Annotated in this window: 23 protein-coding genes; 20 read left to right on the top strand and 3 right to left on the bottom strand. The window is 65.9% G+C overall.

All coding sequences use genetic code 11. The features are described 5' to 3' along the window. Positions 1 to 127 precede the first annotated feature (127 nt). The 4 genes from K940_RS33495 (at position 128) to K940_RS0108150 (ending at position 3,025) form a co-directional block, all read left to right on the top strand. Positions 128 to 412: a helix-turn-helix domain-containing protein gene (locus K940_RS33495; RefSeq protein WP_369797483.1), complete on the top strand. Its 285-nt coding sequence runs from the start codon at positions 128 to 130 to the stop codon at positions 410 to 412. Positions 413 to 636: 224 nt separating this feature from the next. Continuing rightward, positions 637 to 738 (top strand): 30S ribosomal protein bS22, encoded by a 102-nt coding sequence (locus tag K940_RS31500; protein WP_003402602.1) that lies wholly within the window; start codon positions 637 to 639, stop codon positions 736 to 738. A 209-nt stretch (positions 739 to 947) separates the two neighbouring features. Then, complete coding sequence (locus K940_RS0108155; protein WP_051406995.1) at positions 948 to 2,021, top strand: NAD-dependent epimerase/dehydratase family protein; 1,074 nt, start codon at positions 948 to 950, stop codon at positions 2,019 to 2,021. Next, the gene (locus tag K940_RS0108150; RefSeq protein WP_028477125.1) at positions 2,018 to 3,025 is read left to right on the top strand and encodes a lysophospholipid acyltransferase family protein; all 1,008 of its coding nucleotides are present in this window, start codon (positions 2,018 to 2,020) and stop codon (positions 3,023 to 3,025) included. The genes K940_RS0108155 and K940_RS0108150 overlap by 4 nt, the downstream gene beginning before the upstream one ends. Positions 3,026 to 3,124: 99 nt before the next feature. Here the strand turns inward: K940_RS0108150 and K940_RS0108145 are convergent, their stop codons facing one another. Next, positions 3,125 to 4,141, bottom strand: coding sequence for an HAD-IB family hydrolase (locus tag K940_RS0108145; protein ID WP_028477124.1), 1,017 nt, complete (start codon positions 4,139 to 4,141; stop codon positions 3,125 to 3,127). Between the two features lie 156 nt (positions 4,142 to 4,297). On the opposite strand from K940_RS0108145, the gene K940_RS0108140 reads away from it, so the two are divergent. The 5 genes from K940_RS0108140 (at position 4,298) to K940_RS0108120 (ending at position 9,875) form a co-directional block, all read left to right on the top strand. After that, positions 4,298 to 4,558 (top strand): glutaredoxin family protein, encoded by a 261-nt coding sequence (locus tag K940_RS0108140; RefSeq protein WP_028477123.1) that lies wholly within the window; start codon positions 4,298 to 4,300, stop codon positions 4,556 to 4,558. Positions 4,559 to 4,795: 237 nt separating this feature from the next. Next, the gene (locus tag K940_RS0108135; RefSeq protein WP_028477122.1) at positions 4,796 to 5,641 is read left to right on the top strand and encodes a redox-sensing transcriptional repressor Rex; all 846 of its coding nucleotides are present in this window, start codon (positions 4,796 to 4,798) and stop codon (positions 5,639 to 5,641) included. A gap of 109 nt (positions 5,642 to 5,750) precedes the next feature. Next, positions 5,751 to 7,196, top strand: a complete 1,446-nt coding sequence (locus K940_RS0108130) for a glutamyl-tRNA reductase (RefSeq protein WP_028477121.1) — start codon at positions 5,751 to 5,753, stop codon at positions 7,194 to 7,196. Then, the gene (gene hemC / locus K940_RS0108125) at positions 7,193 to 8,248 is read left to right on the top strand and encodes a hydroxymethylbilane synthase (RefSeq protein WP_051406984.1); all 1,056 of its coding nucleotides are present in this window, start codon (positions 7,193 to 7,195) and stop codon (positions 8,246 to 8,248) included. Before K940_RS0108130 ends, hemC begins: the two co-directional genes overlap by 4 nt. A 64-nt stretch (positions 8,249 to 8,312) precedes the next feature. After that, complete coding sequence (locus tag K940_RS0108120) at positions 8,313 to 9,875, top strand: bifunctional uroporphyrinogen-III C-methyltransferase/uroporphyrinogen-III synthase (protein ID WP_028477119.1); 1,563 nt, start codon at positions 8,313 to 8,315, stop codon at positions 9,873 to 9,875. Between the two features lie 192 nt (positions 9,876 to 10,067). On the opposite strand, the gene K940_RS27425 is transcribed toward K940_RS0108120, so the two are convergent. Beyond that, the gene (locus tag K940_RS27425) at positions 10,068 to 10,340 is read right to left on the bottom strand and encodes a hypothetical protein (RefSeq protein WP_036527871.1); all 273 of its coding nucleotides are present in this window, start codon (positions 10,338 to 10,340) and stop codon (positions 10,068 to 10,070) included. A gap of 256 nt (positions 10,341 to 10,596) precedes the next feature. On the opposite strand from K940_RS27425, the gene hemB reads away from it, so the two are divergent. The 5 genes from hemB to K940_RS0108085 all read left to right on the top strand — a co-directional run bounded on the left by hemB (position 10,597) and on the right by K940_RS0108085 (position 13,547). Then, entirely contained in the window at positions 10,597 to 11,574 is a 978-nt protein-coding gene (hemB, locus tag K940_RS0108110) for a porphobilinogen synthase (RefSeq protein ID WP_028477117.1), read from the top strand. A gap of 5 nt (positions 11,575 to 11,579) precedes the next feature. After that, positions 11,580 to 12,095, top strand: a complete 516-nt coding sequence (locus K940_RS27420; protein ID WP_081706227.1) for a hypothetical protein — start codon at positions 11,580 to 11,582, stop codon at positions 12,093 to 12,095. Between the two features lie 323 nt (positions 12,096 to 12,418). After that, positions 12,419 to 12,943: a hypothetical protein gene (locus tag K940_RS27415; protein ID WP_051406983.1), complete on the top strand. Its 525-nt coding sequence runs from the start codon at positions 12,419 to 12,421 to the stop codon at positions 12,941 to 12,943. Beyond that, a complete protein-coding gene (locus K940_RS0108090; protein WP_028477116.1) occupies positions 12,940 to 13,203 on the top strand; it encodes a hypothetical protein in 264 nt (87 codons plus the stop codon). Before K940_RS27415 ends, K940_RS0108090 begins: the two co-directional genes overlap by 4 nt. A gap of 122 nt (positions 13,204 to 13,325) precedes the next feature. Then, a complete protein-coding gene (locus K940_RS0108085) occupies positions 13,326 to 13,547 on the top strand; it encodes a hypothetical protein (RefSeq protein WP_028477115.1) in 222 nt (73 codons plus the stop codon). Between the two features lie 7 nt (positions 13,548 to 13,554). On the opposite strand, the gene K940_RS0108080 is transcribed toward K940_RS0108085, so the two are convergent. Continuing rightward, positions 13,555 to 13,950: a hypothetical protein gene (locus K940_RS0108080; RefSeq protein WP_028477114.1), complete on the bottom strand. Its 396-nt coding sequence runs from the start codon at positions 13,948 to 13,950 to the stop codon at positions 13,555 to 13,557. Positions 13,951 to 14,123: 173 nt separating this feature from the next. Between K940_RS0108080 and hemL the strand changes: the two genes are divergently transcribed. From hemL to ccsB, 6 genes are all read left to right on the top strand, one after another. Further along, positions 14,124 to 15,461, top strand: coding sequence for a glutamate-1-semialdehyde 2,1-aminomutase (gene hemL / locus K940_RS0108075; protein WP_028477113.1), 1,338 nt, complete (start codon positions 14,124 to 14,126; stop codon positions 15,459 to 15,461). 449 nt (positions 15,462 to 15,910) lie between these two features. Further along, a complete protein-coding gene (locus K940_RS0108070) occupies positions 15,911 to 16,576 on the top strand; it encodes a histidine phosphatase family protein (RefSeq protein WP_369797482.1) in 666 nt (221 codons plus the stop codon). Then, positions 16,573 to 17,205: a TlpA disulfide reductase family protein gene (locus K940_RS0108065; protein WP_028477111.1), complete on the top strand. Its 633-nt coding sequence runs from the start codon at positions 16,573 to 16,575 to the stop codon at positions 17,203 to 17,205. The genes K940_RS0108070 and K940_RS0108065 overlap by 4 nt, the downstream gene beginning before the upstream one ends. A 306-nt stretch (positions 17,206 to 17,511) precedes the next feature. Next, positions 17,512 to 18,354: a cytochrome c biogenesis CcdA family protein gene (locus tag K940_RS0108060; protein ID WP_028477110.1), complete on the top strand. Its 843-nt coding sequence runs from the start codon at positions 17,512 to 17,514 to the stop codon at positions 18,352 to 18,354. Next, positions 18,351 to 20,060, top strand: coding sequence for a cytochrome c biogenesis protein ResB (locus K940_RS27410; RefSeq protein WP_051406982.1), 1,710 nt, complete (start codon positions 18,351 to 18,353; stop codon positions 20,058 to 20,060). The genes K940_RS0108060 and K940_RS27410 overlap by 4 nt, the downstream gene beginning before the upstream one ends. A gap of 2 nt (positions 20,061 to 20,062) precedes the next feature. Then, positions 20,063 to 21,031, top strand: coding sequence for a c-type cytochrome biogenesis protein CcsB (gene ccsB, locus K940_RS0108050; RefSeq protein ID WP_028477109.1), 969 nt, complete (start codon positions 20,063 to 20,065; stop codon positions 21,029 to 21,031). Positions 21,032 to 21,118 lie beyond the last annotated feature (87 nt).

Genomic DNA, 21,118 nt, shown 5'->3' with positions numbered 1-21,118 from the left:
TCCCGTCGCAGTAACACCACTGGTCCCGCTAAGCTTCAAGGAGCACGTGCGTGTCTGTTCCGCCGGTGGGGAAGCCGGTGGCGCGGACGTGCCGGAGGTCGATGGTGCGATGGTGTCTTCGAACAAGATGTCTGCGGATTCTGGAACGTCCGGCGGCTCTGGCTCTGCAGGCGGCCGGGGCAGTTCCCGTGTGCAGCGCGAGGTCGGTTCGCCCGGGCAGTCCGTGCTCGGCAGCGGTACGCAATTCCTCACGGTTGCCGAAGTGGCGACTCTGATGCGGGTATCCAAGATGACGGTTTATCGGCTGGTGCATTCGGGCGAGTTGCCTGCTGTGCGGGTCGGCCGCTCGTTTCGGGTGCACGCCAAGGCTGTGCACGACTACCTCGAAACATCCTATTTCGACGCTGGATGAGGCGGTTTCGGAACCACCGGGGCGAGCCGGTACCATTCTCCTCGGTTCGTGCTCGCCCGTCGGTGCCAATGCTCTGAGTTGCCTCGAGCTGTCCGGCGGCGTGAACACGGGGCGTGAGCCTTGCCGAGCAAACCCAGCCGGGTCGGTTGGGATCCTCGGCGGACGTCCGGCAATCGCGCACGGGGAGCGTGCGCGCCGAGTAGAAAGAACGCGAGGACAACCCGATGGGTTCAGTGATCAAGAAGCGCCGCAAGCGTATGTCGAAGAAGAAGCACCGTAAGCTGCTTCGCCGCACGCGTGTCCAGCGTCGCAAACTCGGCAAGTAAGACTCGCTGTGCGATAGCCGACAAGACCCGTCACCAATTTGTGACGGGTTTTTTCGTTTGAAACTTTCAATTTTGAAATCGCCATCCGTATCGCGTGACTGAAGTCATCGTTAGATCCTGGTTAATATTCTGAGTGATCGGGTACCGAGCGGCTACGCTAGGGACTGGGAATAATCACTGTGGCGCCTGGCAATGGGAAGCGAGTGCCGGTGGGTTCTGAGGGTCGCGAAGGGCATACACCGAGGGTCGTGCTGGTCACCGGAGCCAGCCGGTACTTCGGTGGTATGGTCGTCGCCCGACTTGCCCAGGATCCCGGTATCGAGCGCATTCTGGCGGTCGACACGATGACACCTGGACGAGATTCGCAGCGGCGACTGGGCCGCGCGGAGTTCATCCGCGCGGATATTCGAAACCCATTGATCCGTAAGGTCATCGACGGTAGCGGAGTGGACACTGTGGTGCATGCCGCAGTGCTGTCGCGCCCACCGATGGGCGGCGGCCGCGCGGTGATGAAAGACCACAATGTGCTCGGCGCGATGCAACTGTTCGCGGTGTGTCAGAAGGCGCCATCGGTGCGCCGGGTCGTACTGCGGTCCTCGTCGGCGGTATACGGGTGCAGTGCGAAAGATCCGGCAAAATTCAGCGAAGAAATGAGTGCGCGTACCCCTCCGCAGGGTGGGTTTGCCCGCGATATGGTCGAAATCGAGGGCTACGTTCGCGGCTTGGCTCGCAGGCGCCCAGATATCGCCACGTCAATTCTGCGATTTGCCCCGATCGTCGGTCCTCGGCTGGCCGCGCGCGGCGTGCAATATCTGGGTTCACCGGTAACGCCCACCGTATTCGGTCGGGACGCGCGTATGCAGCTGCTGCACGAAGAGGACGCAGTAGCAGCGCTCACTTCGGCGGCGCGGACGGCAGCCAGTGGCGCCTACAACATCGCAGGTGACGGCGCGCTGGCCTTGTCCCAGGCGATTCGGCGGGCGGGCCGAATCGAATTGCCGGTGCCGTTCACGGTGTTCCGCACGGCGGGCCGTCTGCTCATGGGCCCGGTGATGCGTGAGTTCTCCGCCGAACAGCTCGAATACTTCTATTTCGGGTGTGGCCTGGACACCACGCGCATGCGAACCGTACTCCGGTTCGCGCCGCGTTGGACGACGGTGCAGGCATTCGATGACTTCATCGGGGGCGCAGCGTTGCGGCCCGTGGTCGATCCGGCGTGGATCGACGCCGCAGAACACAAACTGCTCGGCCTGATCGGGGCCGGTACGGGAGCATATCAATGAATGACGTAGCGAAGGTCATCCAACTCCATGACCCGCAGGCCGACGCGCGTCGACGGTCCATCCCGCAACGTTTGTCCGCTCCGAGGCCGGTGACATCGCTGGTGGAACATCGCGCAGCGGTCACGCCCCCCGCCGCGCAGTCGCTGTCGGGCCTGGTACGCGGCACACTCGGCAAGAGCATTACCAAGACTGCCGATTTCGCGCGGCGTAGGCTCAGCGGCGACTATCAGGTCGATGAGTTCGGCTTCGACGAGCACCTGCTCACATCGGTCGTCCTACCGGCGTTGCGCCCACTGTCGAACCTGTGGTTTCGGGTCGAGGTCAGCAGGATGGAGAACATCCCGGAGGCAGGCGGAGCGCTGATCGTGGCCAACCACGCAGGCACGGTGCCCATAGACGGTCTGATGCTGCAATTGGCTGTGCACGATCGCCACCCCAAACAACGGGTGTTGCGCCTGCTTGCTGCCGACCTGGTCTTCGAGATGCCGGTACTCGGCGCTGCCGCACGCCGAGCCGGGCATACGTTGGCATGCCGGGAAGACGCCGAGCGCCTGCTGCGCAGCGGCGAACTGGCCGGGGTATTCCCGGAGGGATTCAAGGGCGTCGGCAAGCAGTACGCCGACCGATACAAACTACAGCGCTTCGGGCGCGGCGGTTTCGTCGCCGCCGCCGTGCGCACCGGGGTACCGATCATCCCCTGCTCCATTGTCGGTTCGGAGGAGATCTATCCCAAGCTGGCCGATCTCAAGCCGCTGGCCCGGCTGCTGGGTTTGCCGTATTTCCCGGTGACGCCACTGTTCCCCCACCTGGGCGCATTGGGCGCGGTGCCATTGCCGTCGAAGTGGTACATCGAATTCGGTGCCCCCATCCCGACCGATGCCTACGAGCCGGAGGCGGCCGACGACCCGATGACCATGTTCGAGGTCACCGATCAGGTGCGCGAAACGATCCAGCACACGCTGTACAAACTGCTCACCAAACGCCGCAACGTCTTCACGGGCTGAGCGGTTTCACCGGCTGAGCGGTTTCACCGGCCGAGTGGTCTCGACATCGCGTTGCGTGCTCGAACGGGCTGGATGTGGACTCGGCGCAGACTGCCGAGGTCAGGCGTTGTCTCGGCGTCGCGTCACAGCTGCGGCGATAGCGCCCCCTGCCGCGCCCAGGACGAGGGCAGTCGGCACCCCGATCTTTGCGGCTTTACGCCCGGTTCGAAAGTCGCGGATCTCCCAGCCACGATTCTTGGCAACCTCTCGAAGATCCGAATCCGGGTTGATCGCCACGGCGGTACCGACCAGCGACAGCATCGGAACATCGTTGTGGCTGTCGGAATATGCGGTGCATCGCTTGAGGTTCAGGCCTTCTCGGATCGCGAGCGTGCGTACCGCGTGCGCTTTGCCGAGACCGTGCAGGATATCGCCAACCAGGCGGCCGGTGAACCTCCCCTCCACACTCTCGGCGACCGTGCCCAACGCGCCGGTCAACCCGAGCCGTTTCGCGATCACTTGGGCCAACTCGACGGGCGTCGCGGTCACCAGCCACACCTGTTGACCCGCATCCAGGTGCATTTGCGCAAGTGCGCGGGTGCCGGGCCAGATTTTGTCGGCAATGATTTCGTCGTAGATGTCCTCACCGAGGGCAGCCAGTTCGGTCGTCGAGCGCCCGGCGATGAACGCCAGCGCCTTTTCCTTTCCGCTGGCCATATCGGTGCTGTTTTCTTTGCCGGTGACCCGGAACTTCACTTGTTTCCAGGCGACGTCCATCAGATCGGAGGTCTTGAAGTACTTGCGGGCCGCCAGACCACGCGCGAAGTGCACGATCGACGCACCCTGCACCATGGTGTTGTCCACATCGAAGAATGCCGCTGCGGTCAGGTCTCGTGGCGCCTCGGCGAGTGTGGGCTGCGCCGTGCCCGCGGCGGCCAACTCTGCGTCGTGCAGTGTCAGCGCAGCATCCGCGCTCGCCTCGCCCGCCAGATTGGCGCGCAATTCCTCCTTGCTCGGGCCGAAGGGGCTGCGCGAGATGCGAGCGAGTTGGTCTTGCAAGCCCTGGCCCACCTGACTCAGGTTCCATCGCGCCGGAAACTCACCGAATCGTCCCGCGATGAATCCGGCCCTTGCCACCTTCGATCGTTCCGGCACCAGTACCTCCGCCCGTCGCGCGAACCAAGTCAACACTAGCCGGATCGAGTAACGGCTACCGCATAAGGCAGGGCCTGACACAATGGTGTGGCGAGGACCATGTCGCGGCTGGCGTCCGACCCTCGTTTCAATGTCCCTATGACAACTTCCACGCATTCGGTGACATTGCTGACGCGAGTGGGTTGTGGCCTGTGTGCCAACGCACTCGAGCAGCTACGCGTCGTCTGTGCCGAATTCGACATCGAACCCGAGACGGTCGACGTCGACGAAGCCGCCGAAACCAATCCCGAGGTGCGCGCAGAGTACGGAGACCGACTTCCCGTCGTTCTGCTCGACGGCCGCGAACACAGCTATTTCGACGTCGACGAGGCGCGATTGCGCGCGGATCTGCAGCGCTGAGCGCCGGCGCCGAGCCCGGTTCGGTCGTAGTGCTGGTGGAGGCCCAAAATGAGGCCAATTTCACCGACTTTGTCCAGGGCTTCACAAGCAGTTACGGTGGTGACACGCGACCCGCACGCCGAGGCCTGCGGGGCCGCCCGTAATCCGAAACTTCGACACCATGGCACCGGCCCGCCCCGGGCCAGAGGGTCGAGCGACGAACCTGTTGCCCGAGGGCCAGGACGAGGAGTCGACGACGTGACAGAGCAGCATGAGGCGTCATATGGCGTCTCCGGCAGGGCTCTGCAGAAGGACATCCCGCAGGCCACGGTCGGGCGGCTGGCTACATATCTTCAAGTTCTCGCCACATTGGCCGACGACGATATTTCCATCGTATCGAGCGAGGAACTCGCCGGCGCGGTGGGTGTCAATTCGGCCAAGTTGCGCAAGGACCTGTCTTTCCTCGGCCCCAGCGGTGTTCGCGGTGTGGGCTATGACGTGGCCAAGCTTCGCTCCCGGATCGAGAATGTGCTCGGCCTCGCGCACGGTCATCGCGTGGCCTTGGTCGGCGCTGGAAACCTGGGACGGGCACTGGTCGGCTACGACGGGTTCCAGCAGCGGGGCTTCACCGTGGTCGGCATCTTCGACAGCGATCCCGACGTGGTCGGCCTGTCGGTTGCTGGACTGGAAGTACGCGACATCGCCGGATCGAACGCTGCGATATCGGAGTTGCAACCCACCATCGCGGTCATCGCGGTCCCCGATCACGCAGCGCAACAGGTATGTGACCGACTGGTCGCGGCGGGTGTGCAGTCGATTCTGAGTTTCGCTCCTTGCGAGTTGATCACACCGCCGACGGTCGAGGTTCGCCGCGTCGATCTGGCGGTCGAAATGCAGATGTTGTCGTTCGATCGGGTGCGCAGTGCGGAGCAGGCCTCGCCGCCCGAAGTCGTGCACGCTGGTTCACGCCGGGTCGCGCACCGTCCGTCGACGCAGCGCCCGGCGCCCCCGCATCCGGCACTCCAGCATTCGACAACTCCGCATGCAGCAGCCTCGCATACGGCAACGGAGCCAAGCAGCAAGGGATCGGTGGTCACACCATGAGTGAGCGCAGCGAGCGAATCGATCAGCGCGCCTGGAGGAGCGGTCGAGTCCGGAGGAGGCAGCAAAGCATGACCAGCCACGGGTCGGCGCATGCCGGAAAGGGTGTGGCATGAGTGTTCTCCTGGTGGGCATCTCGCACCGCAGCGCGCCGGTGTCGGTGCTGGAGCGGGTGGCTGTCACCGACACCGACCGGCCGAAGCTGATCGACCGCCTGCTCGCCTCCAGCCACGTGTCCGAAGCGATGATCGTCTCCACCTGTAATCGGGTGGAGGTCTACGCGGTGGTCGACGCCTTCCACGGCGGGCTCGCCGAGATCAGCGACCTGCTGACCACGCATTCCGGCTTGCCGTTGGGTGAATTGACCAAGTACGCCTACGTCCGTTACGCCGAGGCCGCCGTCGAGCACCTGTTCGCGGTGTCCAGCGGCTTGGATTCGATGGTGGTCGGCGAGCAACAGGTGCTCAGCCAGATACGCGGCGCCTATATCTCCGCCGATGCGCAGCAGGCGGTCGGGCGGACCCTGCACGAGCTCGCTCAACAGGCACTGCGCGTCGGCAAGCGAGTGCACGCCGAGACCGGCATCGATCGTGCCGGCGCCTCGGTGGTGTCGGTTGCGCTGGATCGGGCGCAGCAGGCGCTGGGTCCGTTGGCCGGACGGACGGCCGCAGTGGTCGGGGCGGGCGCGATGGGCGGCCTTGCGGTGGCTCATCTTTCGCGTGCAGGAATCGGGCGCATCATCGTGGTGAATCGCACTCTCGGGCGAGCAAGCAGGCTCGCGGAGACCGCCGGTACCTACGGGGTCGCGGCCCACGCGCAGGACCTGTCTCGGATGGTCGAGGCATTGGCCGCGGCCGACGTGGTGGTGACTTGTACCGGAGCGGTGGGTGCGGTGGTGACGTTGGCCGATGCTCATCGCGCGCTCGCCGAACGTGAGCGAGGCGAGCAGTTCGCCGAGGCAGAAAGACCTCTTGTGTTCTGTGATCTCGGATTGCCGCGTGACGTCGAGCATGCCGTGGCCGGGCTCCCTGGGGTGGCGCTCATCGATATCGAGACATTGCAACGGGATCCTGCGGCGGGCGCCGCCTCCACGGATACTGCCGCTGCCCGTTCGATCATCGCCGAGGAACTCGCCAAGTACCTTGCCGGACAACGGATGGCCGAGGTCACTCCGACGGTTACCGCATTGCGGCAGCGTGCCGCGGAGGTGGTCGAGGCAGAGTTGCTCCGCCTGGATTCGCGGCTACCCCGGCTCGCCGACCCGGAGCGCGTCGAGGTCGCGCGCACGGTGCGCCGAGTGGTCGACAAGCTGCTGCATGCGCCCACGGTGCGCGTCAAGCAGTTGGCCTCCACCCCGGGTGGAGACAGCTACGCCGAGGCACTACGTGAGCTGTTCGAACTGAAACCCGGTGCCGCACAGGCAGTGGCCGCACCGATGGAGATCACTGCCCCGCCCGTCGGTGAACGCGCGGAGATCGCACTGACAGATGGAGAGATCGCGTTGGCCGACGACTTCACCGTTGGACATCGTGGCGAGGAACAGGGGCAGACGGCATGACCATGGTGCATCGACAAGGCGATGCGGCAGCCGACGGCGCTCGTGCGCCGTGGCGGATCGGAACCCGAGGCAGCCAGCTCGCGCTCACCCAAGCCGGGATGGTGCGCGACGAACTGGTCGCCGCGGGACACGAGGCCGAGCTGGTCGTGGTCAAGACCGCGGGCGACCTGTCGGCCGACCCGGTACAGAAGATCGGTGTCGGCGTATTCACCTCCGCATTGCGCGACGAACTGGCCGCCGGCGCGATCGACATTGCGGTGCATTCCTACAAGGACCTACCGACCGCGCAGGACCCGCGCTTCACCATTGCCGCAATCCCGCTGCGGCAGGATCCGCGGGACGCCTTGGTGGCGCGCGACGGTTTGGTGCTCGGTGAGCTACCAGCGGGGGCCAGGATCGGGACCTCGGCGCCGCGTCGTGCGGCGCAGCTACGAGCACTCGGCCTGAGCCTGGATGTCGTCCCGCTACGCGGCAATTTGGATACCCGGTTGCGCAAGGTCCATGAGGGTGAGCTCGACGCCGTTGTGGTGGCTCGGGCTGGACTCGCCCGCACCAACCGGTTGGATGCGGTCACCGAGGCATTGGAGCCGATGCAAATGCTGCCGGCCCCCGCTCAGGGAGCGTTGGCAGTGGAATGCCGCAGCGACGACGCGGCTCTGCTCGAGATCTTGCCGGGCCTGGATCATGCAGCGACCCGGGCCTCGGTGCTCGCCGAACGGTCACTGTTGGCGGAGTTGGAGGCCGGCTGCACGGCGCCGATCGGCGCGCTTGCAGAGGTGGTCGAATCGCTCGACGACGAGGGACGTCTGGTGGACGAACTCTCGCTACGCGCATGTGCCGCGGCTGTCGATGGATCCGATGTGTTGCGTGCATCGGTGATCGGCTCTCCAGCGGATGCGATGGAGCTCGGCCGCTCACTCGCCCGCGAGTTGCTCGACATGGGGGCGCGTGACCTGCTCGCCCTCGAAATGGACGACGGTCCCAGCATTCCAGTGACCAACTCGCCCACCACCGACTTGCCCAATCCCAGCCCAATGGAGAACAGCCAATGAGCGAGCGAAACACAGGCAGTAAGCCTTCGGGCGTGCCCGTGCCCAGCGCAAGCGAGGTGCAGGCATGAGTCGAGCCGCCAAGAAGCACCCCGGTCGGATCCTGTTCGTCGGGTCGGGTCCCGGAGATCCGGCGCTGCTCACTGTACGAGCCCGTGAGGCGATCGGTCGGGCGACGTTGGCGTTCACCGACCCCGATGTCGACAAAGGCGTCCTCGCCATGATCGGTAGCGCGGTCGAACCGGACCCCGATGGCGAGCGCCCGGTCGATGTGCGACCCGCTCTCGGTGAACCTGTCGATGTGGCCAAGACGTTGATATCCGAAGCCCGCGCTGGTCGCGACGTGGTCCGCGTGGTTGCTGGCGACCCGTTGACCACCGATTCGGTCATCGCCGAGGTCAATGCCGTTACTCGGTCGCACATGGTTTTCGAGGTACTGCCAGGTCTGCCCAACGGATCCGCTGTGCCCAGCTATGCGGGCATCGCGCTCGGCTCCGGACACACCGAGGCCGACGTACGCGGAGAGGTCGACTGGGCCGCCCTCGCTGCTGCTCCCGGCCCCCTCGTGCTGCATGCGACATCCGGGCATCTGGCCGAGACCGCGAGCGCTCTGGTCGAGCACGGAATGGCGCCGCAGACGCCGGTCGCTGTGACGGTGCGAGGAACCACACGCCAGCAGCGCACTATCGAGGCCACCCTGGCCACACTCAACAGTGCGGCCTCCGAATTGGTCGGCTCGCTGGTGGTAACCATCGGCAAGGTGGTCGGACACCGCTCGAAGATGTCGTGGTGGGAATCGCGTGCCCTGTATGGCTGGACCGTTCTGGTGCCGCGTACCAAAGACCAGGCTGCCGAGATGAGCGAACGACTCGTCACGCACGGCGCCATTCCGATGGAGGTCCCGACCATCGCAGTGGAGCCGCCACGCAGTCCGGCGCAGATGGAGCGCGCGGTCAAGGGGTTGGTCGACGGACGCTACCAGTGGGTGGTGTTCACCTCCACGAACGCAGTGCGAGCGGTGTGGGAGAAGTTCGCCGAGTTCGGCTTGGACGCCCGCGCGTTCTCCGGTGTGAAGATCGCTTGCGTCGGTGAGGCGACTGCGGACAAGGTCCGCTCCTTCGGCATCAATCCCGAGATGGTGCCCACCGGCGAACAGTCCTCGGAGGGACTGCTGGCCGACTTCCCGCCCTACGACGACGTATTCGACCCGGTGAACCGGGTGTTGCTGCCTCGCGCGGACATCGCTACCGAGACGCTGGCCGAGGGGCTGCGTGACCGCGGGTGGGAGATCGACGACGTGACCGCCTATCGCACGGTGCGCGCTTCGCCGCCGCCCGCGGAAACGCGTGAGATGATCAAGACCGGCGGGTTCGACGCGGTCCTGTTCACCTCCTCCTCCACGGTGCGCAATCTGGTGGGCATCGCGGGTAAGCCACATGCCCGCACGATCGTTGCCTGCATCGGCCCCAAGACCGCAGAAACTGCCATCGAGTTCGGGCTGCGCGTCGATGTGCAGCCGGACGTGGCACAGGTCGGTCCCCTGGTCGAGGCCTTGGCCGAGCATGCCGCCCGCCTGCGTGCCGAAGGGCTCCTGCCGCCGCCGCGCAAGAAGAGTCGCCGCAGTCGCTGACCCCCGGACGCGGTGACGCGGACGCGAAACGACCCTGGCCGAGTGCGGAACGTATCGCGTTGTCTCGGAATAGGTTTCGCGACCATGGCGAAAAAGGGCCGACCATGCTGTCGGCCATGTGCGCGCGCCGGCCCGCGGACAGCTCGGTCGCGTTGTCCGCGGGACACGACACGCGGTCTCACCCATGGGAGCTCAGTACCGCTTGCGCATCAGCGTGCGCACCATTGTGCAGGTGACGTCCGATGGTCGGCGGATGCCGATCAGCTCCGCGGTGTGCCTGATGCGCTTGTCGGTGGCGTAACTCGGTGCGTAGACACCCGAATCGAGCAGAGCGATCGCCAAGCGCATGGCCTTCAGCCGCCGGTTGTGGGTGACATACCATGCCCGTGGACGGCCCGGCGGTAGTGCGTGCTTTCGGATGGGGGCGTAGGGGCGATCGATGAGAACGGTTCCCGGCGTGTGCACTGATGTCCCTCCCGTGGAAATCAGGGGCGAGGCCCCTCGGGTCGTCTTCGATTCTACCGTGCCGGGACGACAAACTTCGCTGGCCACAACGATTTTCGCGTTTTGGGCCGGTGGGCGAGGGGCGTCGATACCGTGGCAGCCGTGGATCGCCGAAGACCACGACGTGCTCGCGCACCTGCCCGGTGTGGCCGTTGCACCCCGGTTCCGCATGGGTCTGAGCGTTCGCGAGGATCACACCGGGCGTATCGTGCGTTCCATGACCGGAATGGACCGCCCACGGCGGTTGCGCCGAACGCCGGCTCTGCGTCGGCTCGTGGCCGAAACAACACTGCAGCCACGGCAATTGGTCTTGCCGATGTTCGTGGCCGATGGTCTGGACGAGCCCCGTGCGATCGGCTCGATGCCCGGCGTCGTGCAACATACCCTCGACTCGCTGCGCAAGGCGGCCGCCGACGCGGTGACGGCGGGTGTGGGCGGGATCATGCTGTTCGGTGTGCCTCGCCCCGAGGACAAGGATGCGGTCGGCAGCGTTGCGTCCGACCCCGAGGGGATCCTCAATCGTGGGCTGCGCGCGCTCGCCGGCGAGGTGGGCGACGCCACTGTCGTCATGGCCGACACCTGCCTGGACGAGTTCACCGACCACGGCCACTGTGGCGTGCTCGCGGCCGATGGCGGCGTCGACAACGACGCATCCGTGGACCGCTATGTGCAGATGGCGCTCGCTCAAGCCGAGGCGGGCGCGGACCTGCTCGGCGCCAGCGGAATGATGGATGGACAGGTCGGCGCGATCCGTCGCGGTCTCGATGCAGTCGGACGAACCGATACCGGCATCCTTGCCTACTCTGCGAAGTACGCCTCGGCGTTCTACGGCCCCTTCCGCGAGGCGGTGGGTTCCTCGCTGGTCGGCGATCGCAGAACCTACCAACAGGACCCGGCCAACCGTCGTGAGTCGGTTCGGGAATTGGAGTTGGACCTGGCCGAAGGTGCGGACATCGTCATGGTCAAGCCGGCGTTGTCGTATCTGGACATTCTGCGTGATGTCGCCGACCGGTCGAGTGTCCCGGTGGCCGCGTATCAGATCTCCGGTGAGTACGCCATGATCACGGCGGCGGCCGAACGAGGCTGGATCGATCGTCGGGGCGCCGTTGTCGAGTCATTGCTCGGCATTCGCCGTGCCGGCGCGGACATCGTGCTCACCTACTGGGCCACCGAGGCCGCGCACTGGCTGGCGTGATCACCATGGCAGGACCGTTCGGCACTCGGCCAGCCCAGGTCTCGATGCCGAAGGACGTCGGTACCGCGCAGCAGTTGTGGTGGAGCGTCATCGGCCTGGGTGTGGTGTACCTCGTGGCGTCGATCGTTGCCTTGTTCACCCAGCGGCGGGTGGTCGCCGAAGACTTGATCGAGCAAGCTCGTGCGCAGGGCACGGCGCTGACGATGGCCAGCGCCGAGTCGATGGTCACACTCGCGTTCGTGGTCGTGGCGCTCGTCGGGCTGGCATTCACGGCGCTGGCTCTGGTGATCGTGCGCCAGTTCGCCCGCGGCAAGCGTTGGGCCCGGACGGTTCTGACGGTGTTCGGTGTCTGGGCGGCGGTGACCGGCGTCGGCGCACTGGTGGTGACCGAATCGGCGGCCGGGATCGCTGCGCTGGTGGCGGGCGGTGTGTCCATCGTGCAAGCAGTGTTCGCGGTCGGTGCAATCTATCTGTCCCATCGTCCGGACTCGGCTGCCTACTTCCAACCGGGCAGGCACTGAGTTGGTGGTGGAACAGGTTCTCGGTTTGTCCGAGACAGTTCGACCTGTACAGTGAGAGCTGTCACAGTGGACAGGGAAGCTGGTAGTCGAGTGCCTTGCGGTGGTTCGCGATACGTGCGGGAGTTCGACAGATGGCTTCGAAGGATCGGAGGCATCGATGCGAGTGGTGATCCAGCAGTCGCAGAGCGTTCGGCGAGATCTGGCCGTGTGGAGCCTGCTGGTTCTGTTCGCGGTGCTGACCATCGCCCTGTTGTTGTTGCCCGGCAGGACCCACTGATTTCACTCTCCATGGTTTCGCCCCGTACGGCCGTCTTGGTTTCGGCGTGACGGCGCCTGCGGTTCTGTTCTCCGAACCGGGTGCCCGCTGGCGGGCGGTGGCCTATGGGCCGATTCTGTGCGCTGTCGTTCTCGTTCTCGAGTTCGGTACGGGCGAATCCGTGCACTGGTTCGCCTTGGCATTCTGTGCGGTACTGATCGCCGGCTTTGTCGCGCTGCAGGTCGTCGCGGGTAAGCGGCACGTGAGTGTCGAACTCACCCCCACAACGTTGCGCTCGGGTACGGAGTCGATCGCGGTGACCGCGATTGCGCAGGTGCTTCCCGAACGCGACGAGAAGTTCCGGGGCGCGTTGGAGTGGGAATCGGCTCCAGCGCTGGGCGAATTGACCGGAGTGCCGCGCCGCCGCACGGGTATCGGGCTGCGACTGGTCGACGGCGCGCTAGTGCAGGCATGGGCCAAGGATCACAAGTCGTTGCGCGCGGCACTGGCCACGGCGACTGACCAGCCGGCCGCTCTGCGGCAGAACACTGTTGTGGAGCCCGGTGCCGACGAGGACGGAGTCGGCAGGTGAGGCGCCGGGGCATCGCGGTGCTGTTGGAGTTGGTTCTGGCGGTGCTCGCGTTGCTGGGAGCAATTGCGAGCTGGCGCAACAGTGTCCGTACCACAGACTTCGCGCCCTCGGGCGATGTGCCCGGATTCACCGCCGTACGCTACGCCCCACCTTGGCAGATCCTGGCTGCGGTGCTGGTCGCGGTGGCGGGGGTGCTCGCGATCGACGCTGTGGCCAGGATCGCGCGTCGGATCCGCGGACCGATCGACAGCGTGCGCTGACTCAGCGGCCGCTACTCGCCCTCGTCTCGGCGCCGATGCCTCCTGCGCGTGGTCGAGAATATTCGTGCAGCCGTTAGTATTTCGGTTGCAGTTGAAACGCGCCTCGATGAAGGAAGTGCTTGATGAGCAGACGTGTCGTGAAGATCTGTGCGGCGTTCGCCGTGACGGCGGCCCTGGGCGCCCCGGCCGCGCAGGCGAGCGCAGAGCCGGGCTTGCCGTTGCAGGACACGACCGCTGTCGATCTGCCGATTCTGGTACCGGATTCCGGTTCTGCGGGTCCATACAACTCGTTCATGTGTTTGCTGCATACGGTATCGGCCGAAGCGCCCTGCATGTACACCTGATCTATCGTCACTGTCCTCGATTCCAGTGCTGATAGATATCGAGAACGCGGCCGCCGTGCGTACCGGGGGCATTGAGATAGACGGTGACCGTCCCATCCGGATGCTCGGCCGCCTCCAGTACGACTTGGCGCAGTGACGCGTGCACCCGGCCGTGTTCGTCTCGGTAGATGGTCGAGTCGCTGCGCAGGCCAGCACCGATTCGGTCGGGTGGCACGATCATGGTGATCACTGCTGGAATCGGCCCTCCGGCCAAGGTCGTGGTCGCGTCGTGGTTGAGATGGATGCCGATTCGGCCGTCGCCGAGCCGGTCTCCGGGCTCGGCGACGGCGGAACCGGAGCCCAGCGCCGTGCCGACGGCGGCGATCCCAGCGAGCACACTCACGCTCATGATGGCAATCCGCATGCAGACCCTCCCAGCCGGTGGACGATGTCCCCGACATTACGCATCAGCAACCGATCAGCGATCGAAATCCGCGCGAATCATCACTCCGGCGTGTTGTCCGAGGCCCCCGGACCGGCTCGCCGCACTACACCCTGTCGTCGGATAGTTTCGCCCGGGCTGAGAGACTGGACATCGTGAGTTCTTCTCCGCGTGTGACCGGCGCAGCGGCGTCGGTTTCCACCCAGCTGTTCGACCGAGCGAGTTCGCTGATTCCGGGCGGGGTCAATTCCCCGGTGCGGGCATTTCGATCCGTGGGCGGCACGCCGAGATTCATCGCCTCCGCCGAGGGTTGCCGACTCGTCGATGTCGACGGCAACGAGTATGTGGACCTGGTCTGCTCCTGGGGTCCGATGATCTTGGGGCATGCGCACCCCGCGGTCGTCGAGGCGGTGGGCCGGGCGGCTCGAGCTGGCCTGTCGTTCGGTGCGCCCACCGAGGCCGAGGTCGAGCTCGCCGACGTGCTCGTGGACCGAGTCGCTCCGGTGCAGCGTGTGCGCCTGGTGAACTCGGGGACCGAGGCCACGATGAGCGCGGTTCGACTGGCTCGCGGGTTCACCGGTCGCGCCAAGATCATCAAATTCTCGGGCTGTTATCACGGACATGTGGATGCCTTGCTCGCCGACGCGGGATCCGGCGTCGCGACGCTCGGCCTGCCGACCTCGCCTGGTGTGACCGGTGCTCAGGCCGCCGACACCCTCGTGTTGCCGTACAACGACCTGGATGCGGTCGCCGCGGCGTTCGCGGAGAACCCGGGCGAGATCGCCTGCGTGATCACGGAGGCGGCGGCCGGCAATATGGGCGCCATCGCTCCCCTACCCGGGTTCAATGCGGGCCTGCGGGCACTGACCAGCGAGCACGGGGCCCTGCTGATCATGGACGAGGTGATGACCGGATTCCGGGTCGGCCGAGCAGGCTGGTTCGGCCGGGAAAACGTCGCCGGCGACCTCTATACCTTCGGCAAGGTGATGAGCGGGGGACTGCCTGCTGCAGCGTTCGGGGGGCGCGCGGATGTCATGGATCATCTTGCGCCGCTGGGACCGGTGTATCAGGCGGGTACGTTGTCGGGCAACCCGGTTGCGGTGGCAGCAGGACTGGCAACGCTACGCGCCGCCGACGACGGCGTCTACGCTGCGCTGGACCGCAATGCCGAACGACTCGGCGAATTGCTCGGTGCGGCGCTGTCCGCTGTGGGGATCGGGCATCGCGTCCAGTTCGCCGGCAATATGGTGAGCGTGTTCTTCGCCGAACGCCCGGTCACCGATTACGCCGCCGCTCAGGCGAGTGAGACCTGGCGCTATCCAGCGTTCTTCCACGCGTTGCTCGACCACGGTGTCTACGCGCCGCCGAGTGCGTTCGAAGCATGGTTCGTTTCCGCGGCACTCGATGAGAATGCGTTCGACCGGATCGCAGCCGCCCTGCCCGCCGCCGCACTCGCGGCGGCCGCCGCCACACCCGAAGGATCCCGCGCGTGAGCTCCGATCTCGATCAGCCCGATGCCGGCCGGCCCGATGAGCAAACCATCACGACCGGCGTCGACGCCGGTGGCTCGACTTCCGGCGAGGAGGGGGTCGGGGCTGCGCGAAACGTGGATACCGCGCCGCCGGCCACCGAGCCGGGTGGCGCGGCCTCCGACACGGCCGACCCGGCAGCGGGCATCGTCGCTGAAGCGGCAGCGGGCATCGTCGCAGAAGCGACCGTGATCGATGCGGGCGAGCAGTTCGCCAGCGCGGGTGCCGCGAGCGAGTCCCCGACCACGGCTGCCGATTCCACCGAATCCAGTGTTGTCGACGCGGGTGCGCACTTTGCCGCAGCCGCCGCGCGGACAACCGGTCCTGGAGAGGGGAATTCGGTCGATCCGGCCGAAAGTGAAGGTTCCGCTGCCGATTCGGCCACACCCGTCACCTCGGCCGCAAACCCGACCCTGACCGGTCGACGGCCGCACCCGGGCGCTACCGCGCCGGTGGAGACGATCGTGCATGTGTTGCGGCACGGCGAGGTGCACAACCCGAACGGCATCCTCTATGGGCGACTGCCCGGCTTCAGTCTGTCGGTCACCGGCCGAGCGCAAGCCGGTGCGGTGGCGCGGACACTGAACGATCACGACATCGCGTTGGTCATCGCCTCCCCGCTGCAGCGAGCGCAGGAGACCGCTGAACCGATCGCCGCACAGCACGATCTGCTCGTACAGACGGACGAGAACCTCATCGAGGCCGGTAACACGTTCGAGGGGCTGCGCGTTTCGGTCGGAGACGGCGCACTTCGCAAGCCGCGCCATTGGTGGAAGTTGCGCGATCCGTTCACCCCGTCCTGGGGGGAGCCCTACCTGCAAATCGCACACCGCATGCTCGCCGCAGTGAACAAGGCGCGCGTCCAGGGGGCCGGCCGCGAGGTCGTGCTGGTTTCCCACCAGCTGCCGGTGTGGACGCTGCGCAGATTCCTGCAAGGCCAGCGGCTCTGGCACGACCCACGCCGTCGGCAGTGTTCGCTCGCGTCACTGACATCGCTGGTCTATCAGGGAGACACTCTCGTCGACATCGTCTACTCCGAACCGGCAGGTGGTTCGAACCCCGCGGTACACGGCGCATGACTGGCTCGACCGCGGTAGTCGCCACTCGCAACCGGCGGGTGCTGTCGGTTCTACTCGCGTGTACGACCGTGGTCGCCGTGCTCGCCGGATGTGCGACCGGTTCGGACGCGGTCGCCTCGGGCGGTACGTTCGATTTCGTTTCGCCGGGCGGCAAGATCGATATCTTCTACGATCCGCCCGACACCCGCGGCACCATCGGTGAACTGTCCGGTCCGGACCTGATGGAGGACGGGAAGATCACCTCGGTCGCGGACTACCCGGGCGAGGTCGTGGTGCTCAACATCTGGGGTCAGTGGTGCGGTCCGTGCCGGGCCGAGGCGCCGGCCCTGGAGGAGGTCTACGAGGCGACCAAGGACAAGGGCGTCGCGTTCCTCGGCATCAATGTCCGAGACCTCCAGCAGGCCAAGGCCCAAGATTTCGTCATCGACAACAATGTCGGATACCCGTCCATCTACGACCCGTCCATGCGCACCTTGCTCGCGCTGGGCGGCAATTTTCCCACCAGTGTCATCCCCACCACGCTCGTCCTGGACAGGCAGCATCGGGTGGCCGCAATATTCTTGCGGTCCCTGCTCGCCGAGGATCTGCGACCGGTGGTCGACCGTATCGCCGCGGAGGAATCACAGTGAATCGCGACCGCCGTACCCGCAACACCCCCCGCGCCTGTCGGCCGCGTCAGGGCGCCCGACGCATCGGCGGGGGGTGGGCTGTCGACGATCGGTGGGCGGGGATCGCTACCGTGCCGCGCAGCGTTGCCGCGGCATCCTTGCTGGAATTCGCCGTAGTCGACGTCACCGCGGACGAACAGCAGCAAGAGCCGGCCGCAACGGAGCGTCGAGTATCGCTGCTCCGCGGCGGTCGCTCGAACGACGATGCCCGAGACGAGTCGGTGTGTGACCCGGGCGCACCGTGCCAGACGTCGGGGAGGCCCTGCCATGGTGCTTGCCGGAGTAGGTGAGTCGTTCCAGCAGACAGCCGCCTCCGGGCCGCTATTGCTGGCATTCGGCGCATGCTTGCTCGCGGGTCTGGTGTCGTTCGCCTCGCCGTGCGTGGTGCCGCTCGTGCCGGGGTACTTGTCGTATCTGGCCGGCCTGGTCGGCGCCGAAGCGCCACCCGTGACCGCTGCGGAGGCCGCGCGATCTCGCAGTCGACGACCGGTGGCGGGCACCATGGCACGGTCGTTGCGTTCGGGACGGGTCCGGGTTGCCGGCGCGGCCGGACTGTTCGTCGCCGGGTTCACGGTGGTTTTCGTACTGGCTACCGCCACGGTGTTCGGAGTCATACAAACGCTCAATGTCAACCGTGAGCTGTTGCAACGCATCGGCGGCGTGGTGACGATTCTGATGGGCTTGGTGTTCATCGGTTTGGTGCCGCTGTTGCAGCGTGACACCAGAATGGAGCCACGCAGGCTCACCGGTATCGTCGGCGCGCCGCTGCTCGGCGGAGTGTTCGCTCTGGGGTGGACGCCGTGTCTGGGTCCGACCCTCTCCGGGGTCATGGCGGTGGCCGCGGGTACCGACGGGACGACGGCAGCGCGCGGCGTCGCCTTGATCGTCGCTTACTGCCTCGGTCTGGGATTGCCGTTCATCGTGCTCGCGTTCGGGTCGGCCAGTGCGTTGCGTGGGGTCGGCTGGCTGCGCCGACATTCGCACAGCATTCAAATTGTCGGGGGCATGCTGCTCGTCGCAGTCGGCATCGCACTGGTCACCGGACTATGGGATCAGTTCGTAGCCTGGGTGCGCGATGCATTCGTCTCCGAGGTGATTTTGCCGATATGACCGTGACCGACCAGCCCCGCACGGCCCAGATCCCCGACAGGCCCCCACGCCAGTCCCGGGCCGGTAGGGTATGGGCGCTGTTGCGCAACACCTGGCGGGGGCTCACCAGTATGCGCACCGCACTGGTGCTGCTATTTCTGCTCGCGCTTGCGGCGGTCCCCGGTGCATTGCTGCCACAGCGCGACCTCAACGAGCAGAAGGTCGCGCTATACCTCGCCAACCGGCCCACGCTCGGTCCATGGATGGATCGCTTCCAACTGTTCGACGTGTTTTCCAGTTTCTGGTTCACGGCCATCTATGTGTTGTTGTTCATCTCGTTGGTCGGTTGCATCCTGCCGCGGTCCCTGGACCACTACCGTGCGCTGCGGACGCCGCCGGTGCGCGCGCCCCGCAATCTGGCGAGGCTGCCGTACCACTACTCGAGCACCGTCGCGCAATCTCCCACCGCGGTGATGGAGCGCACTCGAGCTCAGCTGCGCGGCTGGCGTGCGGAAATCCGCACTGGTCCTCGCGACGGCGAGCTGGCCCTGTCCGCGGAGAAGGGCTACACCCGGGAGTTGGGCAACCTGGTGTTCCATCTGGCGCTGGTCGGGCTACTGGTGGCGATCGCGTTGGGCAAGCTGTTCGGCTACGAGGGTCATGTCATCGTGTTGGCGAACAATGGCCCCGGCTTCTGCACCACCTCGCCGGCGGCGTTCGACTCGTTCAGAGCGGGCAATGTCAACGACGGTACCGGTATGACTCCGATATGCGTGCGTGTCCAACGTTTCGAGGCCGACTACCTGAGCAATGGACAAGCCGAGATGTTCACCGCGGACATTACCTACCAAGCGGGCGAGGACCTGCGGACGAATACCTGGCAGCCCACCCGGATACAGGTCAATCACCCGCTGCGAGTCGGCGGCGATCGGATCTACCTGCAGGGTCACGGGTACGCACCGACCTTCACGGTGACCTTCCCCGACGGACGGACCCGCACCGAGACCGTTCAGTGGCGTCCCGACGATGCGATGACCTTTCTGTCCAGCGGAGTTCTGCGCATCGATCCACCGGGCGGCATGTACCCCACCGACGAGGAGCGCCGCCGGAACCAGATCGCCATCGAGGGCTTGTTCGCGCCGACCGCGCGATTCCACGGGTCACTTCTGACCTCCGCATTTCCCGAAATGAACGACCCAGCCGTCGCGGTGGACATCTATCGTGGCGACACCGGCTTGGATACCGGCAAGCCACAGTCGCTGTTCGCCCTGGATCCCGAACAGATCCGCCAGGGTCGGCTGACCAAGGAGGACCGGGTCAATCTGCGCCCCGGGGAGTCGACCACCTTGCCCAACGGCACCACGGTCACGTTCGACGGCGCGCAGGAGTTCGTGAATCTTCAGGTCTCGCACGATCCTGCGCAGCAGTGGGTGTTGGTGAGTTCGGTGTTGATGATGGCGGGGCTGTTGGTCTCGCTGTTGGTCAAGCGGCGGCGAATCTGGGTGCGCGTGCACCTGGCCACGGACCCTGCGGGTACTGTAGGGCAACGACGCACAGTAGTAGAGATGGGTGGACTCGCCAGGACGGATCACGCCGGTTGGGGAGGCGAGTTCGACCGGCTACGCGTGCGTTTGTTCGATGACCCGACAGACGCAAAGGCAGTCGTGCCGCAGGGCGCCGACACTACTGCGCCACACGCCAGTGAGACCACTGCCACGGGAGAGTGACGATGCCGATCGACGAAACTCTGGCCAGATACAGCGATTTCTCGTTCAAGACGGCGATCGTGGTGTACGCGCTGGCATTGACCCTGCTGTTCTGGCAGTACGCGACGGCACGCGGCCACCGGGTCGTCGAACGCGAATTGGCATCGGTGGGTGGCGGGGCCGCGCCGCAGGGGCCGGGCCGGATCATCGAGCCCCAGCGCCGCTCGCTGTCGGAGCGAGTTGGGAACATGGCATTCTCGGTGCTCGTCGTTGCCGTCGCATTGCACGTGGTCGCCATCGTGTTACGCGGCTTTTCGACCCATCGCTTCCCACTGGGCAATATGTACGAGTTCATCACCATGGCGACGGCCGCAGCCGTGCTCACCGGGTTGTTGTTCCTGCGCGAACAGCGGCATCGGTCGGTGTGGGCGTTCCTGTTGGTGCCGGTGCTGATCCTGTTGTTCCTCGCGGGCACCGTGCTGCACAGTGAGGCTGCCCCGGTGGTGCCGGCGTTGCAGTCGTACTGGTTGCCGGTGCATGTCACCATCGTCAGCGTCGGCAGCGGTGTGTTCTTGTTCGCGGGTGTGGCGAGCATCCTGTTTCTGTACCGGTTGCGGCGTCAGCCGGACGGCGCGGAGTCGAACAATGTATTCGGGTCCATCGCCCGCCGGCTGCCCGATGCCCGCACCTTGGATCGACTGGCCTACACGGCCACCGTCATCGGTTTCCCGCTCTTCGGCGCGGGCGTCATCCTGGGCGCCATTTGGGCCGAGGCAGCTTGGGGACGCTACTGGGCCTGGGATCCCAAGGAAACGGGTTCGTTCATCACCTGGGTCCTCTACGCCGCCTACCTGCATGCCCGCGCCACCTCTGGCTGGCGGGCCACCAGAGCGGCGTGGATCAATATCGCGGCGTTCGCCGCAAACCTGTTCAACCTCTTCTTCATCAACATGGTGGTCAACGGTCTGCACTCGTATGCCGGGCTGAACTGATCGGGCTTGCCGGCTACTCGTTCGGGGGTCCTCAGTACGCGGTGGTGCCGAATCGGGCCTCGGGAACGTCCCGGGCCGGGACCCGCG

It is taken from the genome of Nocardia sp. CNY236, assembly GCF_000482385.1.
Taxonomy (GTDB): Bacteria; Actinomycetota; Actinomycetes; order Mycobacteriales; family Mycobacteriaceae; genus Nocardia.
This window is presented reverse-complemented; position numbering and strand designations above follow the sequence as displayed.

Bases quoted from the DNA above. Each gene is read 5' to 3' on its own strand.
- K940_RS33495 (WP_369797483.1), top strand. From the start codon at position 128: ATGTCTGCGGATTCTGGAACGTCCGGCGGCTCTGGCTCTGCAGGCGGC.
- K940_RS31500 (WP_003402602.1), top strand. From the start codon at position 637: ATGGGTTCAGTGATCAAGAAGCGCCGCAAGCGTATGTCGAAGAAGAAG.
- K940_RS0108150 (WP_028477125.1), top strand. From the start codon at position 2,018: ATGAATGACGTAGCGAAGGTCATCCAACTCCATGACCCGCAGGCCGAC.
- K940_RS0108140 (WP_028477123.1), top strand. From the start codon at position 4,298: ATGACAACTTCCACGCATTCGGTGACATTGCTGACGCGAGTGGGTTGT.
- K940_RS0108130 (WP_028477121.1), top strand. From the start codon at position 5,751: ATGAGTGTTCTCCTGGTGGGCATCTCGCACCGCAGCGCGCCGGTGTCG.
- hemC (WP_051406984.1), top strand. From the start codon at position 7,193: ATGACCATGGTGCATCGACAAGGCGATGCGGCAGCCGACGGCGCTCGT.
- K940_RS0108120 (WP_028477119.1), top strand. From the start codon at position 8,313: ATGAGTCGAGCCGCCAAGAAGCACCCCGGTCGGATCCTGTTCGTCGGG.
- hemB (WP_028477117.1), top strand. From the start codon at position 10,597: ATGACCGGAATGGACCGCCCACGGCGGTTGCGCCGAACGCCGGCTCTG.
- K940_RS27420 (WP_081706227.1), top strand. From the start codon at position 11,580: ATGGCAGGACCGTTCGGCACTCGGCCAGCCCAGGTCTCGATGCCGAAG.
- K940_RS0108085 (WP_028477115.1), top strand. From the start codon at position 13,326: ATGAGCAGACGTGTCGTGAAGATCTGTGCGGCGTTCGCCGTGACGGCG.
- K940_RS0108080 (WP_028477114.1), bottom strand. From the start codon at position 13,950: ATGCGGATTGCCATCATGAGCGTGAGTGTGCTCGCTGGGATCGCCGCC.
- K940_RS0108065 (WP_028477111.1), top strand. From the start codon at position 16,573: ATGACTGGCTCGACCGCGGTAGTCGCCACTCGCAACCGGCGGGTGCTG.
- K940_RS0108060 (WP_028477110.1), top strand. From the start codon at position 17,512: ATGGTGCTTGCCGGAGTAGGTGAGTCGTTCCAGCAGACAGCCGCCTCC.
- K940_RS27410 (WP_051406982.1), top strand. From the start codon at position 18,351: ATGACCGTGACCGACCAGCCCCGCACGGCCCAGATCCCCGACAGGCCC.
- ccsB (WP_028477109.1), top strand. From the start codon at position 20,063: ATGCCGATCGACGAAACTCTGGCCAGATACAGCGATTTCTCGTTCAAG.